General features: G+C 63.5%; 23 protein-coding genes. 15 read left to right on the top strand and 8 right to left on the bottom strand.

Annotated features, from left to right (window positions below; translation table 11 throughout):
• Positions 1-4: 4 nt before the first annotated feature.
• The 5 genes from yrfG to IFT98_RS15885 all read left to right on the top strand — a co-directional run bounded on the left by yrfG (position 5) and on the right by IFT98_RS15885 (position 5669).
• Positions 5-667, top strand: coding sequence for a GMP/IMP nucleotidase (gene yrfG, locus IFT98_RS15905; RefSeq protein WP_192050010.1), 663 nt, complete (start codon positions 5-7; stop codon positions 665-667).
• A gap of 72 nt (positions 668-739) precedes the next feature.
• Positions 740-1615 (top strand): LysR family transcriptional regulator, encoded by an 876-nt coding sequence (locus IFT98_RS15900; RefSeq protein ID WP_122715930.1) that lies wholly within the window; start codon positions 740-742, stop codon positions 1613-1615.
• 94 nt (positions 1616-1709) lie between these two features.
• Complete coding sequence (gene fdhD / locus IFT98_RS15895; protein ID WP_192050012.1) at positions 1710-2561, top strand: formate dehydrogenase accessory sulfurtransferase FdhD; 852 nt, start codon at positions 1710-1712, stop codon at positions 2559-2561.
• Positions 2558-4894 (top strand): FdhF/YdeP family oxidoreductase, encoded by a 2337-nt coding sequence (locus IFT98_RS15890; RefSeq protein WP_192050014.1) that lies wholly within the window; start codon positions 2558-2560, stop codon positions 4892-4894. Before fdhD ends, IFT98_RS15890 begins: the two co-directional genes overlap by 4 nt.
• 301 nt (positions 4895-5195) lie before the next feature.
• Positions 5196-5669: a glycine zipper 2TM domain-containing protein gene (locus IFT98_RS15885; protein ID WP_192050016.1), complete on the top strand. Its 474-nt coding sequence runs from the start codon at positions 5196-5198 to the stop codon at positions 5667-5669.
• Positions 5670-5791: 122 nt separating this feature from the next.
• Here IFT98_RS15885 and IFT98_RS15880 read toward each other — a convergent pair whose 3' ends face one another.
• Both IFT98_RS15880 and hslO read right to left on the bottom strand, forming a co-directional pair.
• Complete coding sequence (locus IFT98_RS15880; RefSeq protein WP_192050018.1) at positions 5792-7333, bottom strand: phosphoenolpyruvate carboxykinase; 1542 nt, start codon at positions 7331-7333, stop codon at positions 5792-5794.
• Positions 7334-7512: 179 nt separating this feature from the next.
• Positions 7513-8415, bottom strand: a complete 903-nt coding sequence (gene hslO / locus IFT98_RS15875) for an Hsp33 family molecular chaperone HslO (protein ID WP_192050020.1) — start codon at positions 8413-8415, stop codon at positions 7513-7515.
• A 106-nt stretch (positions 8416-8521) separates the two neighbouring features.
• Between hslO and IFT98_RS15870 the strand changes: the two genes are divergently transcribed.
• A complete protein-coding gene (locus tag IFT98_RS15870) occupies positions 8522-9319 on the top strand; it encodes a phosphatase PAP2 family protein (protein ID WP_192050023.1) in 798 nt (265 codons plus the stop codon).
• Between the two features lie 62 nt (positions 9320-9381).
• Here IFT98_RS15870 and IFT98_RS15865 read toward each other — a convergent pair whose 3' ends face one another.
• Positions 9382-9786 carry an RNA-binding S4 domain-containing protein gene (locus IFT98_RS15865; protein ID WP_122479843.1) on the bottom strand — a complete coding sequence of 135 codons (405 nt, stop codon included), beginning with the start codon at positions 9784-9786 and terminating at the stop codon, positions 9382-9384.
• 187 nt (positions 9787-9973) lie between these two features.
• Between IFT98_RS15865 and rimB the strand changes: the two genes are divergently transcribed.
• Positions 9974-10456, top strand: a complete 483-nt coding sequence (gene rimB, locus IFT98_RS15860) for a retropepsin-like aspartic endopeptidase RimB (protein WP_043192313.1) — start codon at positions 9974-9976, stop codon at positions 10454-10456.
• Positions 10453-11358: a 30S ribosomal protein S6--L-glutamate ligase gene (gene rimK / locus IFT98_RS15855; protein WP_122796216.1), complete on the top strand. Its 906-nt coding sequence runs from the start codon at positions 10453-10455 to the stop codon at positions 11356-11358. Before rimB ends, rimK begins: the two co-directional genes overlap by 4 nt.
• Before the next feature lie 61 nt (positions 11359-11419).
• Here rimK and IFT98_RS15850 read toward each other — a convergent pair whose 3' ends face one another.
• Together IFT98_RS15850 and ompR are read right to left on the bottom strand one after the other, a co-directional pair.
• On the bottom strand, positions 11420-12733 hold the full coding sequence (locus IFT98_RS15850) for an ATP-binding protein (protein ID WP_122716139.1): 1314 nt from the start codon (positions 12731-12733) through the stop codon (positions 11420-11422).
• Between the two features lie 114 nt (positions 12734-12847).
• Positions 12848-13588 (bottom strand): osmolarity response regulator transcription factor OmpR, encoded by a 741-nt coding sequence (gene ompR / locus IFT98_RS15845; protein ID WP_122479845.1) that lies wholly within the window; start codon positions 13586-13588, stop codon positions 12848-12850.
• A 217-nt stretch (positions 13589-13805) separates the two neighbouring features.
• Here ompR and IFT98_RS15840 point away from each other — a divergent pair, with 217 nt between their 5' ends.
• The 3 genes from IFT98_RS15840 (at position 13806) to gshA (ending at position 18271) form a co-directional block, all read left to right on the top strand.
• The gene (locus IFT98_RS15840) at positions 13806-16127 is read left to right on the top strand and encodes a Tex family protein (RefSeq protein WP_192050025.1); all 2322 of its coding nucleotides are present in this window, start codon (positions 13806-13808) and stop codon (positions 16125-16127) included.
• Entirely contained in the window at positions 16127-16510 is a 384-nt protein-coding gene (locus IFT98_RS15835) for a PaaI family thioesterase (RefSeq protein WP_192050027.1), read from the top strand. Before IFT98_RS15840 ends, IFT98_RS15835 begins: the two co-directional genes overlap by 1 nt.
• A 177-nt stretch (positions 16511-16687) precedes the next feature.
• Positions 16688-18271 carry a glutamate--cysteine ligase gene (gene gshA, locus IFT98_RS15830; protein WP_122796214.1) on the top strand — a complete coding sequence of 528 codons (1584 nt, stop codon included), beginning with the start codon at positions 16688-16690 and terminating at the stop codon, positions 18269-18271.
• A gap of 448 nt (positions 18272-18719) precedes the next feature.
• Here the strand turns inward: gshA and argA are convergent, their stop codons facing one another.
• Both argA and argE read right to left on the bottom strand, forming a co-directional pair.
• Positions 18720-20018: an amino-acid N-acetyltransferase gene (gene argA, locus IFT98_RS15825; RefSeq protein ID WP_122715941.1), complete on the bottom strand. Its 1299-nt coding sequence runs from the start codon at positions 20016-20018 to the stop codon at positions 18720-18722.
• Between the two features lie 134 nt (positions 20019-20152).
• Positions 20153-21307 carry an acetylornithine deacetylase gene (argE, locus tag IFT98_RS15820; RefSeq protein WP_192050029.1) on the bottom strand — a complete coding sequence of 385 codons (1155 nt, stop codon included), beginning with the start codon at positions 21305-21307 and terminating at the stop codon, positions 20153-20155.
• Between the two features lie 139 nt (positions 21308-21446).
• On the opposite strand from argE, the gene IFT98_RS15815 reads away from it, so the two are divergent.
• Positions 21447-22814 (top strand): CYTH domain-containing protein, encoded by a 1368-nt coding sequence (locus IFT98_RS15815; protein WP_192050032.1) that lies wholly within the window; start codon positions 21447-21449, stop codon positions 22812-22814.
• Positions 22815-22901: 87 nt separating this feature from the next.
• Here the strand turns inward: IFT98_RS15815 and IFT98_RS15810 are convergent, their stop codons facing one another.
• Complete coding sequence (locus tag IFT98_RS15810; protein WP_192050034.1) at positions 22902-23372, bottom strand: Lrp/AsnC family transcriptional regulator; 471 nt, start codon at positions 23370-23372, stop codon at positions 22902-22904.
• A gap of 128 nt (positions 23373-23500) precedes the next feature.
• Here IFT98_RS15810 and IFT98_RS15805 point away from each other — a divergent pair, with 128 nt between their 5' ends.
• The 3 genes from IFT98_RS15805 to IFT98_RS15795 all read left to right on the top strand — a co-directional run bounded on the left by IFT98_RS15805 (position 23501) and on the right by IFT98_RS15795 (position 26159).
• Complete coding sequence (locus tag IFT98_RS15805) at positions 23501-23827, top strand: hypothetical protein (RefSeq protein ID WP_122715945.1); 327 nt, start codon at positions 23501-23503, stop codon at positions 23825-23827.
• Positions 23828-23928: 101 nt separating this feature from the next.
• Entirely contained in the window at positions 23929-25719 is a 1791-nt protein-coding gene (locus IFT98_RS15800) for a GspE/PulE family protein (protein WP_192050036.1), read from the top strand.
• A gap of 122 nt (positions 25720-25841) precedes the next feature.
• Positions 25842-26159, top strand: a complete 318-nt coding sequence (locus tag IFT98_RS15795) for a DUF2388 domain-containing protein (RefSeq protein WP_122479854.1) — start codon at positions 25842-25844, stop codon at positions 26157-26159.
• The last annotated feature ends 32 nt before the right edge of the window (positions 26160-26191 follow it).

Raw genomic sequence — 26191 nt, 5'->3', positions numbered from 1 at the left:
CGCTATGCCACGCCTCGCCTGGAGCACCATCGACACTGTCCTGCTGGACATGGACGGCACCTTGCTCGACCTGCATTACGACAACCATTTCTGGCTCGAACATCTGCCGCAACGCTATGCCCAACTGCACGGGGTGAGCCTGGCCATGGCACAGCTGGAGCTGCAACCGCTGTTCGCCAACAACGCCGGCAAGCTGAACTGGTACTGCCTGGATTTCTGGACCCGCGAGCTGAACATCCCGGTGCGCGAGCTGAAACTGGAGACGGCCGACCTGATCGCCCTGCGCGCCGATGCCGATACATTTCTGGCAGCGATCAAGCGCGCTGGCAAGCGGGTGATCATGATCACCAACGCCCACCGCGACTCGCTGTCGCTGAAGCTGGAGCGCATCGAGCTGGCGCCCTATTTCGAACGGCTGATCAGTTCCCACGACTACGGCTACCCCAAGGAAAACGCGCAATTCTGGGACGCCCTGCAGGCCGACATCGGCTTCGACCCGGCGCGCAGCCTGTTCATCGACGACACTTTGCCGGTGCTGCGCAGCGCCCAGGCCTACGGGGTCAAGCATCTGCTGGCGGTGTGCGAGCCGGACAGCCGCAAGGGCGCCAAGGACACCGAAGAATTCGAGGCGGTGGGTGATTACCGCGAGCTCATCGCAGGCCTGTGATCCACCCTGCTGCCCACGGACCCACCGCCCGCGCGTGCCGCTATACTGCGCATCGCCTACCCAGGAGCGAGCATGGACATCAAGCAACTCAAATTCCTTATCGCGTTGGATGAAACCCGCCATTTCGGCCAGGCCGCAGCGCGTTGCCATATCACCCAGCCGACCCTGTCGATGCGCCTGCGCAACCTTGAAGAAGAGCTCGAGTTGCCCCTGGTGAAGCGCGGCCAGCGCTTCGAAGGGTTCACCGCACCCGGCGAGCGCGTGCTGGCGTGGGCGCGTACCGTGCTGGCCGCCTACGACGGCCTGCAGGCGGAAGCCGCGGCCTGTCGCGGGCATCTGGTAGGCACCCTGCGCCTGGGCGTAGTGCCGCTGTCCAGCTTCGACCCGGTGCCACTGCTGCACACCCTGCACGGCGAGCATCCCAACCTGCGCTTCGAGCTCAGCTCGCTGAGTTCCGAGCAGATCCTCGAGCAACTGGCGAGCAATCGCATCGACCTGGGTGTCTCGTTTCTGGAGCGGCTGGACCAGGAGCGCTTCGAATCGCGGGCACTGGGCGAAACGCGCATGGGCCTGCTGTTCGATCAACGCCACTATGATTTCGGCGAGCAGGCCCTGAGCTGGGAAGCACTCACCGAATTGCCGCTGGGCATGCTCACCACCGGCATGCACTTTCGCCAGTCCATCGACCACAACTTTCATTCGCGCGGGCTTGCCCCGCAACCGCTCTTGCAAACCGACGCCGTCCACCAGTTGATCCAGGCCGTTCACGGTGGCCTGTGCTGCGCCATCATGCCCCTGGCCGGCGGGCTGGAAGGGCTGACCGAGCACTTGCGCCTGCAACCCATCGCCGACGCCCACACGTTGGCGCCGCTGGGGCTGATCATGCGCCGCGCGGCGCCGCGTTCGGCACTGGCCGAAGCGTGCTTCAAGCTGTATGACGCGCCATGATCAATGCGGTCTATCGTCGCATCGGCAATAGCAATTAGACGCTGGCTCATCCTGGGCCTAGGCTAAAGACTGAATTCATTGCCGGTCCATTCCCATGAACGCCAAGCACCCGGCCAGCGCGGTGCCCGTTTCTTCCCCGGTTGCACCCCTCGCCAGCCCCATCGCCAGCCAGACCTACAGTTATTGCAGCTTGAGCCTGGACGAGCCCGGCAGTACGCCGCTGGCCGAAGAAGTGGCGCTGGCGATCGCCTACAACGGCATCAGCCAGGCGGTAATGCTGGTCACGCCCACCGATCTCGAAGACTTCGTCACCGGCTTCAGCATCGGCAGCGGCATCGTGGCCGGCGCCGATGAAATCTACGACATCAGGCTCAGCGGCAACGGGTCGGCGCGTCACGCCGAGGTACAGATCGCCAACCGCGCCTTCTGGAACCTCAAGACCCAGCGTCGGCAACTGGCCGGCAGCAGCGGCTGCGGGCTGTGCGGCGTCGAAGCCGTGGAGCAGGCACTGCCTGAACTGGCCGTGCTGGCCGGTGCCGACCTGCCACCGGTGCAGTGGCTCGAAGGCCTGCGCCAGCGCATCGGTGCTTTCCAGCCGCTGGGGCAACGCAGCGGCGCGGTGCATGCGGCGCTGTTCATGGACGCCCACGGCACCCTGCTACTGGGCCGTGAAGACATCGGCCGGCACAACGCGCTGGACAAGGTGATCGGCGCCCTGGTGCGGCAGAACATCGACAGCACCGGTGGCCTGGCCATCGTCACCAGCCGTTGCAGCCTCGAACTCATCCAGAAAGTATTGCGCGCCGGCATCCAGACCCTGGTCAGCCTGTCGTCGCCTACCGGCCTGGCCCTGCAATGGGCACGCCGGCATAACCTGAACCTCATTCACCTGCCGCAGCACAGCGCGCCGCGGGTCTATAGCCCTGCGTTGGAGAATCAAGCGTGAGCATTCACAATCAAGCCGACAAGACCCCTGTTCCTCGCTACAAGCCCTACAAGGGTGCTGCGGGTGGCTGGGGCGCACTGATCAGCGTGACGCAGTTCTGGCTGAGCAGCGACAATGCGCTGAAGAACATCCGCACCATGCTCAAGACCAACCAGAACGGCGGCTTCGACTGCCCGGGCTGCGCGTGGGGCGATTCGCCGGAAAGCGGCATGGTGAAATTCTGCGAAAACGGCGCCAAGGCGGTGAACTGGGAGGCGACCAAGCGGCGTGTCGACCCGGCCTTCTTCGCCAAGCACAGCGTCACTTCCCTGCTCGAGCAGAGTGACTACTGGCTCGAGTACCAGGGCCGTCTCACCGAGCCGATGGTCTACGACCCTGCCAGCGACCGCTACGTGCCGATTGCCTGGGACGATGCGTACGCGCTGGTCGCCAAGCATTTGCTCAACCTCGAAAGCCCGGACCAGGCCGAGTTCTACACCTCGGGACGGGCCAGCAACGAAGCCGCCTACCTTTACCAATTGTTCGTGCGCGCGTTCGGCACCAACAACTTCCCCGATTGCTCGAACATGTGCCACGAAGCCAGCGGCGTTGCATTGTCGCAGAGCATCGGGGTGGGCAAGGGCACGGTGACGTTCGACGACTTCGAGCACGCCGACGCTATCTTCGTCTGGGGGCAGAACCCCGGCACCAACCATCCGCGCATGCTCGAACCTTTGCGCGAAGCGGTCCAGCGCGGCGCCCAGGTGGTCTGCATCAACCCGCTCAAGGAGCGGGGCCTGGAGCGCTTCCAGCACCCCCAGCATCCGCTCGAGATGCTTACCAACGGTGACCGTCCGACCAACACCGCCTACTTCCGTCCGGCACTGGGCGGCGACATGGCGATGATGCGCGGCATGGCCAAGTTCCTGCTGCAATGGGAGCGCGAGGCCCAGGCCAACAACGCGCCGTCGGTGTTCGACCACGACTTCCTCAACGAGCACACCGCCACTGTGCTGGAATACCTGGCCGCTATCGATGACACGCCATGGGCGCACATCGTCGAGCAGTCCGGCCTGCCGCTGGAGGACATCGAACTTGCCGCGCGCATGTACCTCAAGGGCAAGAACGTCATCATGTGCTGGGCCATGGGCATCACCCAGCATCGCCACTCGGTACCGACCATTCAGGAAATCTCCAACCTGATGCTGTTGCGCGGCAACATCGGTCGTCCCGGTGCCGGCCTGTGTCCGGTACGGGGTCATAGCAACGTGCAGGGCGACCGCACCATGGGCATCAACGAGCGCCCACCGGCGTTCCTGCTCGACGCCCTGGAAAAACGCTTCGGCTTCGATGTGCCGCGCACCAATGGCCATAACGTGGTGGAAGCCATCCATGCGATGGCCGAAGGCAGGGCCAAGGTCTTCATCGCCCTGGGCGGCAACTTCGCCCAGGCCACGCCGGACAGCCCGCGCACGGCGCAGGCGCTGCGCAACTGCGAGCTGACGGTGCAGATCAGCACCAAGCTCAACCGCAGCCACCTGATGCATGGCAAGCAGGCATTGATTCTGCCCTGCCTGGGCCGTACCGACATCGACCACCAGAGCGAAGGCCCACAAGCGGTCACTGTGGAAGATTCGTTCAGCATGGTGCACGCCTCCAATGGCCAACTGCAGCCGCTGTCGAAGCACATGCGCTCGGAGCCGGCCATCGTTGCCGGCATCGCCGCCGCCACGCTGGGTGCGCAGCCGGTGGACTGGAACTGGCTGATTGGCGATTACGATCGCATTCGCGATCTGATCGCCGACACCCTGCCCGGCTTCAAGGACTTCAACCAACGGCTCAAGCATCCGGGCGGTTTCTACCTGGGCAACAGCGCCGGTGCACGCCGCTGGAACACCCCCAGCGGACGCGCCAACTTCAAGCCCAACCGCCTGCCGCTGGACCTGATCGATGAACGCGTACGTGCGACCGGGCAAGTGCCGGACCTGATCATGCAGTCGATGCGCTCCCACGACCAGTACAACACCACCATCTACGGCCTGGACGACCGCTATCGCGGCGTGCGTGGCCAGCGTGACGTGCTGTTTGCCAATGAGGCCGACATCATTCGCCTGGGCTTCCGTCCGGGGCAGAAAGCCGATCTGGTGTCGATCTGGGAAGACGGCCGCGAACGGCGCGTAAAGGGCTTCACACTGCTGGCGTTCGACATTCCGGCCGGCCAGGCTGCGGCGTACTACCCTGAGGTGAACCCGCTGGTGCCACTGGAAAGCGTGGGCGAAGGCAGCAGCACGCCTACCTCGAAGTTCGTTGCCATCCGCCTGGAGCAGCCTGCTCCGAGCGCCCGCATCGCCTGATGTCGAGCGCAGCCCCTTGTCGCGGCGTGTGGGCCGCCAACGCGGCTTGCGCCGCTGCTACAGGGTGAATCGCACGCCTTGTAGCAGCGGCGCAAGCCGCGTCGCTTTTGATCTTGATCTAGATTTCAACAAAAAAGACGCCACTCCGGAAGTACGTGCGACCACCTTCCCCGCTCAAAGTTTCCCCATGAAACTTCCGAATCTCCGAACTGCGTACCCATCGTGCTTTCCATCACATCGTGCTTGTCGGCTGACCGATCGCATTGCAAAGTCGCGCCGTCATCCCTCTGAGATCTGATCGATGAAATTTCCCTCGATACTTTTGTTGACCCTAGGCCTGGTGACAGGCGCTGCCTCTGCTGGCAGCAACACCGAAGCCGGTGTAGGGGGCGCATTGGGTGGGGTACTGGGCGCGGTGGTCGGCCAACAACTGGGCGGCAGCACCGGCTCGACCATTGGCGCAGGCCTGGGCGGTGCAGCCGGCAGTGCGGTCGGTGCCGACAAACGCAGCCGCGGCCAGGCTGCCATCGGTGGCGCGCTGGGCGCTGCAGGCGGCAACGTCGTGGGTCGCAACGTGGGCGGCAGCACCGGCGGCCTGGTCGGCGCTGCGACCGGCGGCGGCGCAGGTGGCGCGCTGGGCAACTACATGGGCACTTCGACCGACCGCGACGATCGTGACGGTCGCCATTACCGCGGCCACGACAACCGCGGCAAATGGAAACACCGCGACCGTGGCCGCCATGTCGGCCACAACAAGCACTGGCGCGATCGCTGAGCCGAGCTCTCTGGAAGCGCGGCGGCCTGCAAGGCTTCCAGCCACAAGTCTTCGACCCACCGCTTTTTCCAGAGCCATAAAAAAACCGCCCACAAGGGGCGGTTTTTTATTTCAGCTGACGCTTACAACTGCGGACCGGCAGCCTTGATCGAATCGCTCACGTCGAACTTCTTGAAGTTCTCGATGAACAGCGAAGCCAGGCCTTTGGCGGCTTCGTCGTAGGCGGCTGGATCAGCCCAGGTGTTGCGCGGGTTGAGCAGGTTGGTATCGACGCCAGGGACAGTCTTCGGTACGTCCAGGTTGACGATGTCCAGGTGCTCGGTCTCGGTGCCGATCAGGGCGCCGCTCTGGATCGCTGCAATCACGCCACGGGTGGTGGGGATGTTGAAGCGCTTGCCGACGCCGTAGCCACCACCGGTCCAGCCAGTATTGACCAGATAGACCTTGGAACCGAAGCCGCGGATACGCTTGATCAGCAGCTCGGCGTATTCGCCCGCCGGACGCGGGAAGAACGGTGCGCCGAAGCACGTCGAGAAGGTCGACTTGATGCCGCTGCCCGAGCCCATTTCGGTCGAGCCTACCAACGCGGTGTAGCCCGACAGGAAGTGATAGGCAGCCTGCTCTTCGCTGAGAATGGACACTGGCGGCAGTACGCCGGTGAGGTCGCAGGTCAGGAAGATCACCGCGTTGGGCTCGCCACCCAGGTTCTTCGGCGCGCGCTTTTCGATCAGCTCGCGCGGGTACGCGGCACGGCTGTTCTGGGTCAGGCTGTCGTCGGCGTAGTCGGCCTTCTTGTCGGCATCGAGCACGACGTTTTCCAGTACGGCACCATGCTGGATGGCTTTCCAGATGACCGGCTCGTTCTTCTCGGACAGGTCGATGCACTTGGCGTAGCAACCGCCTTCGATGTTGAACACCACGCCCACGCCCCAGCCGTGCTCGTCGTCACCGATCAGGTAACGGCTTTCGTCGGCCGAAAGCGTGGTCTTGCCGGTGCCCGACAGACCGAAGAACAGGGTGACGTCGCCGTCTTCGCCCATGTTCGCGGCACAGTGCATCGGCAGCACGTCGGCAGCCGGCAGCAGGAAGTTCTGCACCGAGAACATTGCCTTCTTCATTTCACCGGCATAGCGCATGCCTGCGATCAGCACCTTGCGGGCTGCGAAATTGATGATCACGGTACCGTCGGAATTGGTGCCGTCGCGCTCTGGAACGCACTCGAACTCGGGCGCGTTGAGCACCTGCCATTCGTCCTTGCCGCCGTCGTTGTACTGCTCGGGGTTGATGAACAGGCAACGTCCGAACAGGTTGTGCCAGGCGGTCTGGGTAGTCATCTTGACCGGCAGGTAGTGCGCCGGATCGGACCCTACATGGACATGGGAAACGAACCGCTCGCGCTCGCCCAGGTAGGCTTCGACACGATCCCACAAGGCATCGAACTTGTCGGCCGGGAATTTGCGGTTGATCGGGCCCCAGGCAATGGCGTCCTGCGTGGTGGGCTCTTCGACGATGAAGCGATCCACTGGCGAACGACCGGTGCGATGACCGGTACGCACTACCAGAGCACCGGTATCGGCAAGCTCGCCTTCACCACGGTTCAGGGCTTCTTTAACCAGATCGTCTACAGTCAGATCGGCGTACACGGCGTTCTTGGCTTGCGTCATGAGGTTCCCCGTCGGCTCTGGGCCGAGTGTTCCAAACATTTTGTAGTAAGTTTACAACAACCACTACAGCTAAAAAGTGGGCCGGATTATGCCAGAAACGCTCGAAAAGAATAGCGTCCTCCGGTCGGTAACGGCGTTATTCCGGCGTGTTTTTCTTCATTTAGCGAGACTAAATCGCTTCAGTGACGGGTATCTGACGGAGCGTCGACACCAGCACCACTGAAGAGTTGATCGACGTCGGTGGCGTCAAACAAGTAACGCTGGTTGCAGAACTGGCAGTCGATTTCCACCGTACCGCCATGTTCCTTGAGCAACTCGCGTGCATCGTCGTGCCCCAGGCTGACGAGCGCTCGTGCCGAACGCTCCCTGGAACAGCTGCAGCGAAACCGTATCGGCTGGGTATCGAAAAGCCGCAGTGCCTGCTCGTGATACAGGCGGTACAGCACGGTTTCGTTGTCCAGGCCCAACAGTTCTTCGGCCTTGAGGGTGTCCGCCAGGGTGATGGCGGCTTTCCAGCTCTCGGCGCGCTCGTCCTCGTCCTTGATCACGGCGGCAGGCAATTGCTGCAGCAGCAAGCCACGGGCACGGGTGCCGTCGGCCTTGAGCCAGAAGCGCGTGCCGAGCTGTTCGGAGAGAGCGAAATAATTCGAGAAGCTTGCCGACAGATCGGCACCTTCCAACTCCACGATGCCTTGATAGCGCTGACCTTCGGTAGGGTCGATGGTCATCGCCAGGGTTCCGGCAGGCATCAGCTCAGGCAAGCCGTCGGTTTCGCTGATCTGCTCGGCGTGGAAACGCGCCAGACCGCGAATCTCGCGTTCGCTGGAGCATTCGATCATCAACAGTGGCACGGGCCCTTCGGAACGGGCCTGCAGGATCAGCAAACCGTCGAACTTGAGCGTACCTACCAGCAAGGCTGCGGCAGCCATGAACTCGCCCAGCAGCAACTGCACCGGCAACGGATAGTCGTGCTTGGCCAGGACCTCGGCATAGCTGCGTTCCAATGCTACCGCCTCACCGCGTACATCGGCGTCATCGAAAATAAAGCGTTGGGTGAAATCGGCTTCAGGAAGATCGTGCATAATTCCAGTATCTGAGAATGGTGACAAAATGTGTAGCGGCTTTTATAAAGCCCGCTTCAGAGCGTTCGCTTGACCGCTCACTGCCCTGTAGATGTAGAGGTATCTTATGAACAAAGCCCCGCTGTTCCAAGCCAGGTGGAACGTTAGCGGCTTGCTGCTGTGCAATACAATCCCGATCGTGCTGTTGTGCTTCTGGTTATGGCCTATTGGCCATCATTTGTGTACAGCATTCGACGAATGGCTGTTTCGCCTGCTCAACGCGCCCTTGGCCAGCAATGCGGCCTGGCGTTATGCCTGGACCCTGGGCAGCCTGCGCCCCTTCGATATCGTGGTCGGGGTGATCATGCTGGCGCTGCTGATTCGCGGCAACTGGCTGTTCAAGACCCACCAGGTTCGCCAGGCCTTTTTCGGCTTCATGGCCGTGCTGTTGCTCTTAGTGGTGGTGCGCGCGCTGTTTTCCAAGTGGATACACGCAATGGGCTGGGACCATGACAGCCCGAGCATGGTATTGGCCGACCCGGTATTGCTCAGCGACTGGTACCCGAACCTGGAACGTCACTGGGAGCTCAAGGACCGCTCCAGCCAGAGCTTTCCGGGCGACCACGCCTCGGTCCTGCTGATCTGGGCGCTGTTCATGAGCGCTTGTACCCGCAGGCTTGGGCAGTGGCTGTGCATCTGGGCCCTGGCCGTGCTGTTCATGCTGCCGCGTCTGGTGGCTGGCGCCCACTGGGGGCAGGACGACTACATCGGCGGCGTGTTGATGGCCGTCTGGGCGCTGGGATGGGGTTATTACACACCCTTCGCGGCCCACACTTCACAGTGGCTGGTACGTATCACCGAGCCACTGTTCAGGCTGCTGGCGAAGCTGCCGGTGCTGGGCCGGATGAGTATCGTCGCGGGCTGATGTGTCGTTCGTGCCGGCTTCTTCGCAGGCAGAGCCCGCGAAGAAGCCGGCACTGCGCTGCATCAATCCACTGAGCGAAAACTGAACAACTGCCGGCGCTGCTTCTTCGAAGGCTTGCCATCGGTGGTAACACCCAGGGCTCCGGCCTTGCGCATGGCCGCCGCTGCCTCGCGCCGGGCCTGGCTCTGCTCGGTCTCGCGGTAGAGCGTCTGCGCTTCCGGCGCCCCACGGCGCACGATTGACAGCGCCTCGATGATCACGCTGCGCTCATCGAAACCGGTGCGTATCTGCAACTCATCGCCCACGTGCGGCTCCTTGCCCGGCTTGCAGCGCTCGCCACGGTAATGCACCTTGCCGCTCTCGATCGCTTCCTTGGCCAGGGCACGCGTCTTGTAGAAACGCGCAGCCCACAACCATTTGTCCAGACGGACCTTTTCCTCTTCTTCCTGCTTGTGCTTCTGTGCCACAGGCTCACCTCGCGAAATGCCGTCATCAAACTGTACTACCGTGCCTGTCGGATGCAAGCGGCGGTCTTTGCGATTACAGTGCACGCATGCTTGCCAAGCGGCGTCGGGCTGGGTTGAATTGATCCAGGTCGCGCCGGTCTGAAGCTTGTGTATACGGGTCCATCCCTACCTCTTGCGGTTTGCCGATTTGAAGACATTTGACCATCTGACCGTTATCGGTCTGCGCGAGTGGGTGGCGCTGCCCGATCTGGGTGTCGCCGGCCTGCGCGCCAAGATCGATACCGGCGCCAGCACCTCCAGCCTGCACGCCACGGACATCGAGCCGTTCACCCGTGCCGGCGAAAAATGGGTGCGCTTCACCGCTCATCTGGGCACCGTGGTGCAGCTGCGCCACCGGCGTTGCGAAGCGCCGCTGGTGGCCATGAAAACCATCAAGAGCTCCAATGGCCATGCGCAGACGCGCTACGTGATCAAGACCACCCTGGCCCTGGGCGACCGGGTCTGGACGGTCGAATTCACCCTGGCCTGCCGCAAATCCATGCGTTACCGCCTGCTGCTTGGGTCCAAGGCGCTGGTCCACGGCCAACTGGTCGTGAACCCGGGCGTCACCTACGTTCAAGACAAGCCGGTGTTCCCGGCCTCTACTACCTCTGCCACAGGTGTTGCATGAAGATCGCTGTGCTGTCGCGCAATCCGCGTCTGTATTCCACTCGTCGTCTGGTCGAAGCCGGTACTGCCCGTGGCCATGAAATGGTGGTGATCGACACGCTGCGCGCGTATATGAACATCGCCAGTCACAAACCGCAGATCCACTACCGGGGCAAGCCGCTGCAGGGCTTCGATGCGGTCATTCCGCGCATCGGCGCGTCGGTGACGTTCTATGGCTGTGCGGTGCTGCGCCAGTTCGAAATGATGGACGTCTTTCCGCTGAACGAATCGGTGGCCATCGCGCGCTCGCGGGACAAGCTACGCTCGCTGCAGCTGCTGTCGCGGCGCGGCATCGGCCTACCCGTCACCGGCTTCGCCCACTCGCCGGACGACATTCCCGACCTGATCAGCATGGTCAACGGCGCCCCCCTGGTGATCAAGGTGCTCGAAGGCACCCAGGGCATCGGCGTGGTCCTGTGTGAAACCACCAACGCGGCCGAATCGGTGATCGAAGCGTTCATGGGCCTCAAGCAGAACATCATGGTTCAGGAGTACATCAAGGAGGCTGGCGGTGCCGACATTCGCTGCTTCGTGGTGGGTGACAAAGTCATCGCTGCGATGAAACGCCAGGCCAGGCCCGGCGAGTTTCGCTCCAACCTGCACCGCGGTGGCTGTGCCAGCCTGATCAAGATCACCCCCGAAGAGCGCATGACCGCGATCCGCGCCGCCAAGGTGATGGGGCTCAGTGTTGCCGGCGTGGATATCCTGCGTTCCAACCACGGCCCGCTGGTGATGGAGGTGAATTCATCACCCGGCCTGGAAGGCATCGAGGTGACCACCGGCAAAAACGTGGCCGGAATGATCATCGAACACATCGAAAAGAACAGCGGCCCGAACATGACCCGCACCAAGGGCAAGGGCTAGGAACCGCAACCTCTGCCGTTCGGCCAGCGTCGGCGAACGGCATCCCCTCGCGGCGGCAGCCCTACACGGCATCCCTGGGCAGCATCAGGCCCAGCGGCAGCCTCACGCGCGCCTCCAGCCCACCCGTCGAACGATTGCGCAGCTCCACGTTGCCGCCATGCATGGCAGCGATGCGCTTGACGATCGCCAGGCCCAAGCCGGTGCCCTTGCCACTGCGCGCGCGGTCTCCACGAATGAACGGGTCGAAGATGCCGGCCAGTTCGCCCGGATCGATACCCGCCCCCCGGTCCACCACACTGAGCACCACATAGGGCGCGTTGTCGTCGCCCGAAACATGGACGGCCACTTCCACACCGCTGCCGGCATGGTAGAGGGCGTTGCCGATCAGGTTGTTCAGCAGACGCTTCATCGACACCCGGCGCAGCGGGAACGGCGGGATCGGTTCCAGGCGAAGCAGCACCTGTTCTTCCGCCTGGTTGTAGGGCGCGACCACCTCCTGCACCAGGCTGCCCAGATCGACGACCTCGACGCTTTCATCACGGCCGTCGCGAATGAAAGCCAGGAATTGATCGAGGATCGCGTCCATGTCCTCGATGTCGCGGACCATGTCGGGGGTGAACTCGTTGTCCGAGGTCATCAGTTCCAGTGACAGACGCAAGCGTGTCAATGGCGTGCGCAGGTCGTGGGATACCCCGGCAAGCATCAACTCGCGCTCGCGGCCGGCCTGTTCGACGTCCTCGGCCATCTGGTTGAACGCACGGTACACCTCGGTCATTTCGCTGGGCGTGTCGCTCACCGGCAGGCGCACGCTGCGCCCCTGCCCCAGTTGCCGGGCGGCAAACACCAGGCGCTTGAGCGGCTGATTGAGCTGACGCACGAAGATCCAGGCCGAAGCGGTCGACAGCAGGCCGATCGCCAGGAACCAGCCCAGCACGCTCCAGATCTTCTGCCCGCGCAACGGGTGGGGGTACAGGGGTACTTTCAACCAGCCCGCGCCCAGGCTCGGCGCACGCACCCACAACGCAGGCGGGGCATGGACACGCAAGCGCACTTCAGTGTCTTCGCCCAGTTCGGCCTGCATCTGGCGCTGGTAGATTTCACTGTACGGCCAGTGCTGCTCGCCTTCCGGCACACCCCCGCCGACGACCCGGATCAGACCTGCCGCATCGGCGATCTGGTCACGGTTGTTCTCGTCCGCTGCCCAGTAGGCGCGCAGTGTCAAAGCCACGCCGTGACTGTACTGGCGGTCGACCAGCACGTCTTCGTTCATCAACAGGTAGACCAGGGTCAGGGCCTTCGAAAACAGGACGACGACCAGCACCAGCCAGAGGGTTCGGGCGAAGAAGCTTTGGGGGAACCAGACAGGGGTTTTCATTGCGCGGCGATCACATACGTTGCAGGAGCGAGCAGGCTCGCAGACATTGTGGATGACGAACATCCCGAATCAACGAGTGATTCAGGATATCGCTCCTACAAAAACCCCGGCAGTCTACCGGGCAGCGTTGCCATCGGGTACGAACACGTAGCCCACACCCCAGACCGTTTGAATGTAGCGAGGCTTGGAGGGGTCGGGCTCGATCATGCGGCGCAGCCGCGAGATCTGTACGTCGATGGAGCGCTCCAGGGCATCCCATTCACGTCCGCGGGCCAGGTTCATCAGTTTGTCGCGGGTCAATGGCTGGCGCGCGTTCATCACCAGCGCCTTGAGCACGGCAAATTCGCCGGTGGTCAGCATGTGCACTTCGTCGCCGCGCTTGAGCTCGCGGGTGGCCAGGGACAGCTCGTAGTCGCCGAAGGAGACCGACTCGTCCTCGCTGCCCGGAGCACCTGGAACCGGCGCCGACTGGCGACGCAGCACGGCCTTCACGCGCGCCATCAGTTCATCCGGATTGAAGGGCTTGGCCAGGTAGTCGTCCGCACCCAGCTCCAGACCCTTGATCCGGCTGAGTTCGTCACCCTTGGCGGTCAACATGATGATCGGAACCTGATTGTTGCTGGCACGCAGGCGGCGGCAGGCAGACAGGCCGTCTTCACCGGGCAGCATCAAGTCCAGGACAACCAGATGGAACACTTCGCGAGCCAGCAGGCGATCCATTTGCTCGACATTGGGCACGGCGCGCGCACGGTAGCCTTTGCTGGTGAAGAATCGCTCCAGCAGGCTGCTCAGCCCCGGATCGTCGTCAACGATGAGGATCTTTTCACCTTCGGCTGCTTGTGCGGTACTGCTCATGGGTTGCTCCTCTGATCTCGGCGCGCATTATGGCGTAGCTGCCAACGCTCGTGCCGTGTGCATTGTTAGCAGATTTTTCCTGGCCCGCCAGTCACAATCCTCGATCGCCCGAGCGTCGGGTTCGCGCCGCAACGATGTCGCTGGGTATACTGCACGGCTCGTCAGCCGGGCTCGGCGGGGATTGCACCTTGTACCCAACATTTTTCAGGTGGTTATCATGATCAGCATAAACAGCCGCATTGCCGAGGAACTCGGCGTCCGCCCTCAACAGGTCGAAGCGGCCGTCGCACTGCTGGATGAAGGTTCGACCGTGCCTTTCATCGCTCGTTACCGCAAGGAAGTGACCGGCAGCCTGGACGACACCCAGCTGCGTCACCTCGAAGAGCGCCTGCGCTATCTGCGCGAACTCGACGAGCGCCGGGCAAGCATCCTCGCCAGCATCGAGGAGCAGGGCAAGCTGACCCCCGAGCTGGCCCGCGAGATCAACCAGGCCGACACCAAGACCCGCCTGGAAGACCTTTACCTGCCGTACAAGCAGAAGCGCCGCACCAAGGGCCAGATCGCCCTGGAAGCCGGCCTCGGCGAGCTGGCCGACCGCCTGTTCGGCGACCCTGCGCTGACCCCGGAAGCGGAGGCAGCACGGTTCGTCGACAGCGACAAAGGCGTCCTCGATACCAAGGCCGCGCTGGAAGGCGCCAAGTACATCCTGATGGAACGTTTCGCCGAAGACGCCACGCTGCTGGCCAAGCTGCGCGGTTTCCTCAAGCAGGAAGCCGTGCTCAGCGCCCGGGTACTGGCCGGCAAGGAAGAGCAAGGCGCCAAGTTCCGCGACTATTTCGAGCATGACGAACCGCTCAAGAGCATGCCTTCGCACCGCGCCCTGGCGATCTTCCGCGGACGCAACGAGGGCATCCTCGGTTCTTCGCTGAAGGTCGGCGAGGAACTGCCGGGTACCCTGCACCCGTGCGAGATGATGATCGCCGAGCGTTTCGGCGTGAAAAACCAGCAGCGGGCCGCCGACAAGTGGCTCGGCGAAGTGGTGCGCTGGACCTGGAAGGTCAAGCTCTACACGCACCTGGAAACCGACCTGCTGAGCGAGCTGCGCGAGAACGCCGAAAGCGAGGCCATCAACGTCTTCGCACACAACCTGCATGACCTGCTGCTGGCCGCCCCGGCCGGCCCACGCGCCACCCTGGGCCTGGACCCGGGCCTGCGCACCGGTTGCAAGGTGGCGGTGGTGGACGCCACCGGCAAGCTGCTCGATCACGCCACGGTGTATCCGCACGTGCCGCACAACAAGTGGGCCCAGACCCTCGCCACGCTCGCCGCGCTGTGCGCCAAGCATGCCGTTGACCTGATTGCCATCGGCAATGGCACTGCCAGTCGCGAGACCGACAAACTGGCGGCCGAGCTGATCAAGAAATACCCAGGTCTGAAAATGACCAAGGTCATGGTGTCCGAAGCCGGTGCGTCGGTGTATTCGGCCTCGGAGCTGGCTGCTCGCGAGTTTCCCGATCTGGACGTGTCTATCCGCGGTGCGGTCTCCATCGCCCGCCGCCTGCAGGATCCGCTGGCCGAACTGGTCAAGATCGATCCGAAATCCATCGGCGTGGGCCAGTACCAGCACGATGTCTCGCAGCTCAAGCTGGCGCGGGGCCTGGATGCCGTGGTCGAGGACTGCGTGAACGCCGTGGGCGTGGACGTCAACACCGCTTCCGTGGCGCTGCTGGCGCGCATCTCCGGGCTCAACGCCACACTGGCGCAGAACATCGTCGCCCACCGCGACGAGCATGGTGCTTTCAGAACCCGTGCGGCGCTGAAGAAAGTCTCGCGCCTGGGCGAAAAAACCTTCGAACAGGCAGCCGGCTTCCTGCGTGTGATGAACGGCGACAATCCGCTGGACGCCTCGGCCGTGCACCCAGAGGCATACCTGCTGGTGCAGCGCATTGCCGCGGGCACCGATCGCGACATTCGCTCGCTGATCGGTGACAGCGGCTTCCTCAAGCGCCTCGATCCGAAAAAATTCACCGACGAAACCTTTGGCCTGCCCACCGTCACCGACATCCTGCAGGAATTGGACAAGCCCGGCCGCGATCCTCGCCCCGGATTCAAGACCGCCGAATTCCAGGACGGTGTCGAAGACCTCAAGGACCTGCAACTGGGCATGGTGCTCGAAGGCGTGGTCACCAACGTGACCAACTTCGGCGCGTTCGTCGATATCGGCGTCCACCAGGACGGCCTGGTGCACATTTCGGCACTGTCGGAAAAATTCATCAAGGACCCGCGTGAAGCGGTGAAGGCTGGCGACGTGGTCAAGGTCAAGGTGATGGAAGTGGACATTCCGCGCAAACGCGTAGGGCTGTCGATGCGCATGGGCGATACACCGGGCGAGAAGATCGACGGCGCGCGCGGCAGCCGGCCCGGTGCCGCCGGCCGCCAGCAGGCCGCTCCGGCACGCGCCAAGGAGCCCGCCGCCGCCCCGGCCAGTGGTGCCATGGCGTCGTTGTTCGCCAATGCCAAGCAGCTGAAGAAACGCTGATGCAGGTCGACGACGAGTTGACCCAGAGCGCCTACTTTCGCAACCTCGGCTGCGAGGTGCGGCGCCTGGACGCCGGCGTGGCCGAGGTGGCGCTGCCGATGGCCGCACACCTGCGCAATCGTGGGCAGGTGATGCACGGTGGCGCCATCTTCAGCCTGGTCGACATCGCCATGGGCCTGGCGTGCTCCACCGCACACGGTTTCGATAATCAAAGTGTCACGCTCGAATGCAAGATCAATTACCTTCGCGCGGTGTCAGAAGGTGAGGTGATCTGCAAGGCCCAGGTGTTGCACGCCGGTCGGCGCACGATGGTGGTCGAGGCCGAAGTGCTCCAGGGCGAAAAACTGATGGCAAAAGCACAAGGTACCTTCGTGGTTCTCTAGCCCGAGAGGGCCGTTATGCGGTAATTTCGGCATGGCGCAGGCCGTGTCGAGCGCAGTACGGCCTGTACCCTGCCCGATCGAAACCAGGCGACAACGCCGGTTCCTTTTTGTCTTCACCCTTGCAGACCGTCCGCTCCACCCCCATATCGGGGCGACTGACGCGTGAAGGAATCCAACTTGAGCGAATTTCTCAACCGCCGCCTGACTTTGCTCGGCGAGCCTGCCACCCTTTCCCTGCTCGCGCAGTGCCTGCATGGCATCGAGCGTGAGTGCCTGCGCGTCAACCACGAGGGTCGCCTGGCACAGACACCGCACCCCGAGGCGTTGGGCGCGGCGCTGACCAACGAACAGGTCACCACGGACTACTCCGAATCGCTGCTGGAATTCATCACGCCCGCGCTCCAGGATCCCGCACAGACCCTGCACAGCCTTGAGCAGATCCACCGTTTCGTGTACAGCAAGCTGGGCAGCGAGTACCTGTGGAGCCCGTCCATGCCCTGCCCGCTGCCAGCCGAGGAAGACATCCCGCTGGCCTACTATGGCACCTCGAACATCGGGCGCCTCAAGTACGTCTATCGCCAGGGACTGTCCCTGCGCTATGGCCGCACCATGCAGTGCATCGCCGGCATCCACTACAATTTCTCGCTGCCCGAGCAGCTGTGGCCGGTGCTCAAGCAGGCCGAGGGTTATGTCGGCACCGATCGCGATTATCAGTCGGCTGCCTATATCGCACTGATCCGCAATTTCCGTCGCTACAGCTGGTTGCTGATGTACCTGTTCGGCGCCTCGCCGGCGCTGGATGCAGGCTTTCTGCGCGGGCGTGCCCATCAGCTCGAGCAACTGGATGCGCAGACCCTGTACCTGCCTTACGCTACCAGCCTGCGCATGAGCGACCTGGGTTACCAGAGCAATGCCCAGGCGGGCCTCACGCCGTGCTACAACGATCTGGCCAGCTACACCGACAGCCTGCGCAAGGCGGTTGCCACGCCCTACCCGCCTTACGTTCAGGTCGGTACGCACAAGGATGGCGAATGGGTGCAGTTGAACACCAACATCCTGCAGATCGAAAACGAGTACTACTCCAACATTCGTCCCAAACGCGTGACGTACAGCGGCGAGCGGCCGATCCAGGCCTTGATGGCGCGCGGCGTGCAGTACATCGAAGTGCGCTGCCTGGACATCAACCCGTTCCTGCCTACCGGCGTTGACTTGCCCGAGTCGCGTTTTCTCGATGCGTTCCTGCTGTTCTGCGCGCTGGAAAGCAGCCCGCAGATCGACAGCGCCGAGTGCTCGGCGTGTACCGACAATTTCCTCAGCGTGGTCAAGGAGGGCCGTCGCCCTGGCCTGCAGTTGCAGCGCAATGGGGAAGCGGTGGAGCTCAAGGACTGGGCCAATGATCTGCTGGAGCGTATCGATGCCGTCGCCGCACTGCTCGATCGCAGCACCGGTACCGATGAGCATGTGCAGGCGATGACGGCGCAGCGCGCCAAGGTTGGCGATGCTTCGCTGACGCCGTCGGCGCAGGTACTGGCGAAGATGGCCGAGCAGAAGCAGAGCTTTGCCGAGTTTTCCTTCAGCCAGAGCCAGGCTCACGCCAACTACTTCCGCGAGCAACCGCTGAGCGCCCAGGACCAGGCGCGCTTCGAACAGCAAGCCCGCGACTCGCTGGTAGCCCAGGCGACGCTGGAGGCCGAGGAAGTCGGCGATTTCGACCTGTTCGTCGGTTCCTATCAGGCAAGCATCCTGGCCATCAGCAACTGACCAAGCGGTTGATCCCCTGACAGACCGCGTCGCCTGCTTCGCGGCCACGGACCGCTCCTACAGGTGCGCGCGATGCCCTGTGGGAGCGGTCATCGGCCGCGAAAAGGGCGCCGCGTAGCATCAGACAGACCGCAGCGCGCCCTTCGCGGCCACGGACCGCTCCTACAGGTGCGCGCCATGCCCTGTGGGAGCGGTCATCGGCCGCGAAAAGGGCGCCGCGTAACATCAGACAAACCGCAGCGCGCCCTTCGCGGCCACGGACCGCTCCTACAGGTGTCCACGAGGCCCCGTAGGAGCGGTCATCGGCCGCGAAAAGGGCGCCGCGTAACATCAGACAAACCGCAGCGCGCCCTTCGCGGCCACGGACCGCTCCCACAGGTGTACGCGATGCCCTGTGGGAGCGGTCATCGGCCGCGAAAGGGGCGCCGCCGATCCAGCGGATGCCCCGCTACAGCGCTTTTTCGAAGATTTTCGAATTGCGCTGGTAGTTGTACAGCGAGGCGCGCGCCGAAGGCAGGCGTTCGACACCGCTGGGCACGAAGCCACGCTCGCGAAACCAGTGCGCCGTGCGGGTGGTCAGCACGAACAAGGTGTTGAGCCCGAGCGCGCGCGCCCGTTCCTCGATGCGCTCGAGCAACTCGTCGCCACGGCCGCCGTGACGGTATTCCGGATTTACCGCCAGGCACGCCAGCTCGCCGGTCTGCGAATCGGCGATCGGGTACAACGCTGCACAGGCGATGATCATGCCTTCACGCTCGACCACGCTGAACTGGGTGATCTCACGCTCCAACACTTCCCGTGAGCGGCGCACCAGAATGCCCTGCTCTTCCAGCGGGCTGATCAAGTCCAGCAACCCACCAACGTCTTCGATATTGGCTTCGCGCACCTGTTCGAACTGCTCTTGCGCCACCAGTGTTCCGCCGCCGTTGCGAGTGAACAGCTCGGTCAGCAGTGCACCATCTTCGGCATAGCTGACGATATGCGCGCGGCTGACGCCACCCTTGCACGCCTGGGCGGCGGCATCGAGCAACTCGCCCTGATAATCATTGCCCAGACGCAACAAGTGCGCCGGTACCTGCTGCGGACGCAGTTCGCGCACCAGATGACCGGTTTCGTCGAGCAAGCCCGGCTCGGCGCCGAACAGCAGCAACTTGTCGGCTTCCAGATCGATGGCCGCTCGCGTGGCCACGTCTTCGCAGGCAATGTTGAAGATCTCGCCCGTGGGCGAATAACCCAGGGGCGACAGCAGCACGATCGAGCGTTCGTCGAGCAGGCGGTTGATGCCTTTGCGATCGACCCGCCGCACTTCGCCGGTATGGTGGTAATCGACGCCCTCGACCACGCCGATCGGCCGCGCCGTGACCAGGTTGCCGCCCGCCACGCGCAACCGCGAGCCCTGCATCGGCGAGGACGCCATGTCCATGGACAGGCGCGCCTCGATGGCGATCCGCAGTTGACCTACCGCATCGATCACGCATTCGAGCGTGGCCGCGTCGGTGACCCTCAGGTTGCGGTGGTAATGCGGACTCAGGCCGCGCGCGGCCAGGCGGCTCTCGATCTGCGGGCGCGACCCGTGGACCAGCACCAGACGCACGCCCATGCTGTGCAGCAGCACCAGGTCGTGGACGATATTGCCGAAGTTGGGGTGGGCAACGCCTTCGCCGGGAAGCATCACCACGAAGGTGCAGTCACGGTGGGCATTGATGTAGGGGGAAGCGTGGCGAAGCCAATTCACGTAGTCGGGCATGACAGCAAAAGCCTGTAGAAAAGTGGGACGAAAAGCATCACTCGGCGCACAGCGGTATGAGGGTTATCGTCGTGACAGGCTTGGCAACACGCGTGCACTCCTTGCATGGATGGCGACCTGGGTGGAGGTCAGATTCAGGTGATCACCGATTCGAGGCAGTAATGTCCGATCAGTTCACGCAATAGACGCACGGTAGGCTGCAAACGTGACATTTCAAGGTATTCGCCGGGCTGGTGTGCGCAGGCAATATTGCCCGGACCCAGCACCAGGGTTTCGCACCCCATGCTCTGCAGGTAGGGCGCCTCGGTGCCGAAGCCCACGGCAGCTGCGGTGTGCCCGGTGAGGCGTTCGGCGACCCGGACCAGCTCGGCGTCGGCACGCTGCTCGAAGGGGGGTACCTCGGCGAACAACGGGGCATAGTCGATCTTCACCTGGTGCAGCTCGGCCAACGGTGCCAGCTTGCTAAGAATCGCGGCACGCAGGACCTGCGGGTCCATGCCCGGCAACGGCCGCAGGTCGAACTCCAGCGAGCATTGCCCGCAGATGCGGTTGGGGTTGTCGCCGCCGTGGATACAACCCAGGTTCAAGGTCGGCTGGGGCACACTGAACTGCGCGTTGTTGTACTCGCGCTGCCACTGCCGACGCAGGCTCAGCAACTCGCCGATCGCCCCGTGCATCGCTTCCAGGGCGCTGTGGCCCAGGCTTGGGTCCGAGGAATGGCCACTGCGACCGAGGATGTCGATGCGCTCCATCATCACCCCCTTGTGCAGGCGTATCGGCCTGAGCCCAGTTGGCTCGCCGATGACCGCAGCACGGCCCAGCGGGCGACCGGCCGCGGCCAGCGCCTTGGCGCCGGACATCGAGCTTTCCTCGTCACAGGTGGCGAGGATGATCAGCGGCTGCTTGAACGGCTGGTCGATCAGGCCGCGCACTGCCTCGATCGCCAGCGCGAAAAAGCCCTTCATGTCGCAACTGCCCAGTCCGACCCAGCGTCCGTCGACCTCGGTGAGCTTGAGCGGATCGGTGCTCCACAGCGCCTCGTCGTAGGGCACCGTGTCGCTGTGCCCGGCCAGCACCAAGCCGCCGGGGCCACTACCGAACGTGGCGATCAGGTTGAACTTGCCGGGCTCGACCTGCTGGATCTCGCAGGCGAAGCCCAGCTCGGTCAGCCAGTTGGCCAGCAGATCGATCACCGGGCCGTTCGACTGGTCCAGGCTGGGCTGGGTGCAACTCACCGAAGGCGCCGCGATGAGGGCGGCGAACTGTTCCTGCATGGACGGCAATGGCATGGCGAACCTCCCGGGGCGAGCCCCATCATAGAGCCATCGGGCGCCAAGAATAAACCGCCGTGGCGCGACTGCTGTACACTGCACGGCCTTATCTAGTCATCAGCGCGTTGTTGTCCGCCAGCGCTTGGATTGCCCCCTCATGCACAAAGAAACCGAAATCAAACTGCGCGTCAGCCGCGAAACGCTCGCTGCCTTGCGTGAGCACCCTCTGCTGAAGAAGCGCAACAAAAGTGGCTGGGAGCGCCGAGAGCTGTTCAACCAGTACTTCGACACGCCTGCGCGCGAACTGGCGGCGGCCAAGGTTGCCCTGCGCCTGCGTCGCGACGGCGAAGAAGTCATCCAGACCCTCAAGACCCGCGGCAGCAGCGTAGCCGGGCTGTCGCAGCGCAACGAGTACGACTGGACCCTGCCCAAGGCCAAGCTCGACCTGAAGAAACTCGACGGCGAATGCTGGCCCGAGCAACTGGCCGAGCTGGACAAGAAGACCATCAAACCGGTGTTCACCACCGATTTCGTGCGCGAGCGGGCAGAAATCGCCTGGGGCCGCGGCAAGGCCCGGGTGGTGATCGAAGCGGCTCTGGACCTGGGCAAGGTCATTGTCGGCAAGCAGTCCGAAGAGATCTGCGAGCTGGAGCTGGAGCTGCGTGAAGGTGAGCCATCGGCATTGCTCGAGCTGGCCGCCGAACTGGCCGAGAAACTGGCGCTGATGCCCTGTGACATCAGCAAGGCCGAGCGCGGCTATCGTCTCAGCGATCCGGACAGCTACGCCCTGAGCCTGCCGGCACCGGAGCTGAACGCCGAAACCACGCTCGACGACGCCTTCACCGCTCTGGCCTGGCACCTGTTGGCGAACAGCCAGCGCCTGGCCGAGCAGTACCGTTTCAATGGCCACTGGCGTCTGCTGCAGGACTGGGTGCAACAACTCGTCGAGTTGCGCGGGTTGGTTGGCAGTCTGGGCCAGGCCGCTCCGCGCACCAGCAGCAACGAGCTGCGCACCTCTCTCGATGCGCTGCTCGAAGACTGGCGCCCGCTGGTGCAGGCCGGGCAGGACGACGAAGACGTGCGCAAGGCCGCGCCCGAGCAGTTCGCCGAAGAACTGCTGGACGTGCGCTGGGGCCAGTTCTCGCTGAACACCTCGCGCTGGCTGCTGGGCCGCCTGTGGACGGTCGAGCGCAACAACCGTGGCAACCGCCAGGGCGCCGCCCAGCTGCAAAGCTGGCTGGGCCACCTGCTGGCCGAAGAAGGCACGGCGCTGCAACTGTCGCGCTACCAGCAGCAACCCGAGGACCTGGCCGAGCAGTTGCCACGCATCGAGCGTATCCAGAGCTGGCTGCATCTGGCCCGCAGTGTGCTGGACGTGCCGGAAGTGGACCGCCTGTTCGGCGAGCTGAACAAGCTGCATGCATTGGCCAGCCTCGATATCAGCGACGAAGTGCTGGACGCGCGGATGCAGCAAGCCATTGCCGTGAGCCAGAATCGCGCCTGGAAACTGCTGCTGCGCAAGTAAGCCTTGTGGTGTTTTTCCGATCTCTTCGCGGCTGCCAGCCGCTCCTACAGGGTGCTGTGAACCTGTAGGAGCGGCTGACAGCGCGACTCATCGATTAACCGGCAAACTGGTGGTCGACTTGATTTCGGACAGCGCCACCGTCGAATTCACCTCTTGAATGCCCGGCACCATCGACAGTTTCTCGAAGAAGAAACGCTCGTAGGCCTCGATGTCCGGCGTGACGATGCGCAGCAGGAAATCGACGTTGCCCATCAGCACATAGCACTCCAGCACCTCTGGAAAGCCGCGTATCGCTTCGGTGAACTCGGTGAAGTTCGAGCGGCCGTGGGCGTTGAGTTTCACCTCGGCGAATATCTGCGTGTTCAAGCCGATCTTCTTGCGGTCCAGCAGCGTCACCTGTGCCCTGATCACCCCCTCTTCCTTGAGCCGCTGGATGCGTCGCCAGCAGGGCGACTGCGACAAGCCCACCTGCTCGGCGATCTGCGCGCTGGAAAGCGTGGCGTCGTCTTGCAGCAACGCCAGGATGCGCCGGTCATAGGCATCCAAAGAATTTTGCATAGAAATGCCCCTGATCTAGTGCTTCTGGAATTGCACAATTCAAGATAGCTCAATACCGCGCGAAGTCAGGCAAGAAATACCCGCGTCGGCGTGGGAAACTTTCTCCCATCGACCACGGAGATCACCCAATGTCCGCCTTTGAACTGCTGACCTCGCCACGCCCCGATGTCTGGGCCGCAGGCAACCTGACCACGACCGTGCAGTTCAGCCTGAGTGCCGAGATCGAGGCCGACGTGCTGTGCCGGGTGCTCAATCTGTTTGCCATGCAGTACCTGATCCCCCGGCAGCTCGCTGCATCCCAGGTAGCGGACAGCTTGCAGATCCAGGTGCAGGTAGGCGAGTTGACCTGGCACCGCGCACAGGTGATCGCGGAAAAGATGCGCAACCTGATCAGCGTGTTCGATGTGCAACTGGTCGATGCCCAGCACCCGGCCCAGGCACAGGCGTACGCCTGAGCGGTCGACAAATGCGGCAACGGTTGCCATGACGGCGACTTCCGGCACGGGCGCTAGGCTGAGTAGCACGACAGACCGCGCACCGCCAAGGAGGCTCCCGCATGACGCTCGTCGCCACCCCCCGCCGACATCGCCACGAAGGCGGCCTCAGCCTCGATGACCTGATCGACGACCTGCTCGCCGAAGGCCTCCTCGAACCGAACACTGCCAGGACACTGCGCGACGATTTCAAACAGGGGTGCGCACGCCCGGCCCACCCCCTGCAACGGCTCGCCGACTGCCACTTGCCCGACCCGCGCCAACCGGGGCAACTGCTGACGCTCGACGCCCTGAGCCGGTGGCTGGCGGACCACGCCGGGCAACCCTACCTGCGCATCGACCCGCTGTGCATCGACGTTGCCACCGTGGTCGCCCTGATGCCCCAGGCCTTTGCAATACGCCACAACATTCTCGCCGTGGCCGTGGACGAACACAGCGTCACCATCGCCAGCGCGCAGCCCTGGCAGTATCAGTGGGAAGCCGACCTGGCCCACGCACTCAAACGCTCGATCAAGCGCGTGGTCGCCAACCCCGTGGACATCCAGCGTTTTACCGAACAATTCTTTCAACTGGCGCGCTCGGTCAGCGGCGCCAGGGTCCAGGGCCAGCCCGGCACCGCTGGAAATCTGGAACAACTGCTGCAGTTGGGCGACATGGCCACGGTACCTGTCGCCAGCGACCAGCATGTGATCAATATCGTCGACTGGCTGTTTCAATACGCGTTCGAGCAGCGCGCCAGTGACATTCATATCGAGCCGCGGCGCGACTTCGGTGCGCTGCGCTTTCGCATCGACGGCTTGCTGCATGGCGTGTACCGTTTCCCCGAGCAGGTCACCCTGGCCATCGTCAGCCGCCTGAAAAGCCTGGGCCGCATGAACGTCGCCGAGAAGCGCAAGCCTCAGGATGGCCGGATCAAGACCCGCCTGCCGCAGGGCCAGGAAATCGAGCTGCGCCTGTCCACCCTGCCCACGGCCTTCGGCGAAAAGCTGGTGATGCGCATCTTCGACCCTCAGGTGTTGCTCAAGGATTTTGCCCAGCTGGGCCTGGTGGCCGAAGACCTGCGGCGCTGGCAGCAGATGACTTCCCAGGCGCACGGCATCGTGCTGGTCACCGGACCCACGGGGTCGGGCAAGACCACCACGCTCTACACCACCCTCAAGCAGCTGGCGACCCCGCAGATCAACCTGTGCACCATCGAAGATCCGATCGAGATGGTCGAACCGGCCTTCAACCAGCTGCAGGTGCAGCACAACATCGACCTGGACTTTGCCAGTGGCCTGCGCGCACTGATGCGGCAGGACCCGGACATCATCATGATCGGCGAGATCCGCGACCTGGAGACGGCCGAGATGGCGATCCAGGCGGCCCTGACCGGCCACCTGGTGGTGTCGACCCTGCACACCAACGATGCCGTGGGCGCGATCACTCGCCTGCTCGAACTGGGTGTCGCACACTACCTGATCAAAGCCACGGTGCTGGGCGTCATGGCGCAGCGCCTGGTACGCACGCTGTGCGAAGACTGCAAGGCGCCGACACGCATCGATCAGAAGAGCTGGCAGGCGCTTATCGAGCCCTGGCGCATGGCCGTGCCCGAGGGTGCGCGGCGGGCCGTCGGCTGTTCGCGCTGTCGCGACACCGGTTACTGCGGGCGTGCCGGGGTCTATGAAGTGCTGCTGTTGAGCGATGGCGTCAAGGCCTGCATCGACGCCGACACCGACCTTGTCGCGCTCCGGCGCCAGGCGTGCAGGGAAGGCATGCGCAGTCTGCGCCTGAGCGGCGCACGGCAGATCGCCGCCGGCCTGACCACGCTCGAGGAGGTGCTGCGCGTCACCCCGCGCAGCGAGTCGATGTAACGCCACGGCGATAGCCAAGCCGTTGGCCTTGGGGAACTTGGACGTGGTTGGCCGTATCCAACGTGCGAACGACAACTGCCCCGGATTACATTCGTACCGGATCACACTGTGGAGTCTCGATCATGCGCCTCAAAACCGCCGTTGCTACCCTCGCGTTGCTGTCCCTGCCCGTAAGCTCGGCAATGGCCGACCCCTTCTGGCGCAACGTGCTCTCTTCCGGCGCCACGACCGGCTCCTCCTACCTGACCTTCAAGGATCACAAGCTGATCATTGCCGCCCAGGACGATGCCGGCAGCTTCGTCGCCAGCGAAGGCGGTATCCGTGGCCCGTACCTGGAAGCCGCGATCCACAAGGTGCGCGCCGAGAATCCTGGCCTGCAGGCTTCCGACATGGATCTGGCCAACGCCATCCTGGCCAGGAACGCCGTCGCCGACAACTGATAGCGCAGCCATGAAAAAACCCTCGCACCCAG

This window comes from Pseudomonas sp. CFBP 8770 (assembly GCF_014841705.1).
Taxonomy (GTDB): Bacteria; Pseudomonadota; Gammaproteobacteria; order Pseudomonadales; family Pseudomonadaceae; genus Aquipseudomonas.
This window is presented reverse-complemented; position numbering and strand designations above follow the sequence as displayed.

Bases quoted from the DNA above. Each gene is read 5' to 3' on its own strand.
- IFT98_RS15870 (WP_192050023.1), top strand. From the start codon at position 8,522: ATGAACAAAGCCCCGCTGTTCCAAGCCAGGTGGAACGTTAGCGGCTTG.
- hslO (WP_192050020.1), bottom strand. From the start codon at position 8,415: ATGCACGATCTTCCTGAAGCCGATTTCACCCAACGCTTTATTTTCGAT.
- IFT98_RS15805 (WP_122715945.1), top strand. From the start codon at position 23,501: ATGTCCGCCTTTGAACTGCTGACCTCGCCACGCCCCGATGTCTGGGCC.
- IFT98_RS15885 (WP_192050016.1), top strand. From the start codon at position 5,196: ATGAAATTTCCCTCGATACTTTTGTTGACCCTAGGCCTGGTGACAGGC.
- argE (WP_192050029.1), bottom strand. From the start codon at position 21,307: ATGCCATTGCCGTCCATGCAGGAACAGTTCGCCGCCCTCATCGCGGCG.
- IFT98_RS15795 (WP_122479854.1), top strand. From the start codon at position 25,842: ATGCGCCTCAAAACCGCCGTTGCTACCCTCGCGTTGCTGTCCCTGCCC.
- fdhD (WP_192050012.1), top strand. From the start codon at position 1,710: ATGAACGCCAAGCACCCGGCCAGCGCGGTGCCCGTTTCTTCCCCGGTT.
- IFT98_RS15810 (WP_192050034.1), bottom strand. From the start codon at position 23,372: ATGCAAAATTCTTTGGATGCCTATGACCGGCGCATCCTGGCGTTGCTG.
- yrfG (WP_192050010.1), top strand. From the start codon at position 5: ATGCCACGCCTCGCCTGGAGCACCATCGACACTGTCCTGCTGGACATG.
- IFT98_RS15840 (WP_192050025.1), top strand. From the start codon at position 13,806: ATGATCAGCATAAACAGCCGCATTGCCGAGGAACTCGGCGTCCGCCCT.
- IFT98_RS15900 (WP_122715930.1), top strand. From the start codon at position 740: ATGGACATCAAGCAACTCAAATTCCTTATCGCGTTGGATGAAACCCGC.
- IFT98_RS15815 (WP_192050032.1), top strand. From the start codon at position 21,447: ATGCACAAAGAAACCGAAATCAAACTGCGCGTCAGCCGCGAAACGCTC.
- IFT98_RS15850 (WP_122716139.1), bottom strand. From the start codon at position 12,733: ATGAAAACCCCTGTCTGGTTCCCCCAAAGCTTCTTCGCCCGAACCCTC.
- IFT98_RS15800 (WP_192050036.1), top strand. From the start codon at position 23,929: ATGACGCTCGTCGCCACCCCCCGCCGACATCGCCACGAAGGCGGCCTC.
- rimK (WP_122796216.1), top strand. From the start codon at position 10,453: ATGAAGATCGCTGTGCTGTCGCGCAATCCGCGTCTGTATTCCACTCGT.
- IFT98_RS15880 (WP_192050018.1), bottom strand. From the start codon at position 7,333: ATGACGCAAGCCAAGAACGCCGTGTACGCCGATCTGACTGTAGACGAT.
- IFT98_RS15835 (WP_192050027.1), top strand. From the start codon at position 16,127: ATGCAGGTCGACGACGAGTTGACCCAGAGCGCCTACTTTCGCAACCTC.
- argA (WP_122715941.1), bottom strand. From the start codon at position 20,018: ATGCCCGACTACGTGAATTGGCTTCGCCACGCTTCCCCCTACATCAAT.
- ompR (WP_122479845.1), bottom strand. From the start codon at position 13,588: ATGAGCAGTACCGCACAAGCAGCCGAAGGTGAAAAGATCCTCATCGTT.